3 protein-coding genes are annotated in these 1,228 nt (G+C 34.7%); all 3 read right to left on the bottom strand.

Annotation, left to right across the window (positions count from 1 at the left end; all coding sequences use genetic code 11):
• Window positions 1-83: 83 nt before the first annotated feature.
• Complete coding sequence (locus D5281_RS24995) at window positions 84-689, bottom strand: DEAD/DEAH box helicase (RefSeq protein WP_160562544.1); 606 nt, start codon at window positions 687-689, stop codon at window positions 84-86.
• Window positions 686-886 carry a hypothetical protein gene (locus tag D5281_RS25000; protein ID WP_160562545.1) on the bottom strand — a complete coding sequence of 67 codons (201 nt, stop codon included), beginning with the start codon at window positions 884-886 and terminating at the stop codon, window positions 686-688. The genes D5281_RS24995 and D5281_RS25000 overlap by 4 nt, the downstream gene beginning before the upstream one ends.
• 79 nt (window positions 887-965) lie before the next feature.
• Window positions 966-1,228: tyrosine-type recombinase/integrase (locus D5281_RS25005; protein ID WP_160562546.1), on the bottom strand; the 263-nt coding region annotated here is incomplete at its 5' end.

The following is a 1,228-nucleotide window of genomic DNA, read 5'->3' on the forward strand; positions in this document are numbered from 1 at the left end:
TCGACATACAATCACCTCGTCATGTTTATACCTCCATCATAAAACATGACGATGAGTTAATCAAGTGCAAAATGGTGGTTTTATCAATAAAATTCAGGGAATTCGGCTAAGTGTGGCGAAAATTCATCGTCACGTTTTCGAGAATCCGGGTATAACGGCATGACAGGAATAATTTCTCTGACTAATGCTTCTGCCAGAGAAATGTCACAAGCCTTATTCCCATCAAAATATTCCTCTGCCATATCTCTGCCATCAGCACACCGCAATGGTGTGGCAGTCACGCCAAATACCTTTGAATCTGGATGCGAATTTACCAATACTTCAAACTTCTGTCCCCATGTTTTTGCGCCAGTTCTGTGAAGTTCGTCACACACAATCAGATCCGCTTTAATGGCAGAAATTTCTTCGTCTGTCATTCTTGCCAACTTCTGATATGTATAGAAAGTTGCATTATTTAAACCAAACTTTTTCATTCTCTTTTTAGTTTGCTTAATGATTTCATTATTAGGCGCAAATATTACTGCAACCTTACCTTCATCATTAAAAATCTCTAACAAACGCAAGATAAGAAAAGTTTTTCCTGTGCCAGTTGCCTGAATAGCACAACACTTTTTTTCTGTCTTGAAGAAATCAAGAATTTTTTCAATGGTTTCTCTATTATGTGGTTTTAAATCGTCTTCTACTCTCATAATTTATTTTCCTCACTTTCAAATATTTTATTTAACATTTCTTGCAAACGTTCCCTCCCATCTTGAAAATAATATGGCGTATTATTAATTAGAATATGTTCTCCTCGTTTATGAGATACAACAATCTTCTGTTGGAAAAGTTTGATTCCACATATTAATCCATAATAAAACGCTTCATTTTCCGGTAAATCACTCAATACTCATTCCTCCAATCATATTAAATTTTCACTTACACTTTTGTATTTCTCTACTTTTCCGCAAATTATCATTAAAACATCAAAGCATTTCAACTTTCCGCCTTATTTCTTCCAAATTCGGATTCATATACCGCATTGTAGTTTTAATGCTTGAATGTCCCATCTGGTTAGCAATTTCAGGAATAGTGAATATCCCACTTGATACAGCATTAATTGCATAAAAGTGTCTTAATGTATGTGGGGTAATCTCATATCCCTTTGGGCAGTATAACTTAAATACTCTATTTATTGTTGTCTGGTTTAATCTTTCCCCTCGACTATTATGAAAAAGCCATTCAGATT

The organism is Parablautia muri (genome assembly GCF_009917485.1).
GTDB classification, from domain to species: domain Bacteria; phylum Bacillota; class Clostridia; order Lachnospirales; family Lachnospiraceae; genus Suilimivivens; species Suilimivivens muri.

Coding starts and splice junctions, on each gene's coding strand:
- D5281_RS24995 (WP_160562544.1), bottom strand. CDS start 689: ATGAGAGTAGAAGACGATTTAAAACCACATAATAGAGAAACCATTGAA.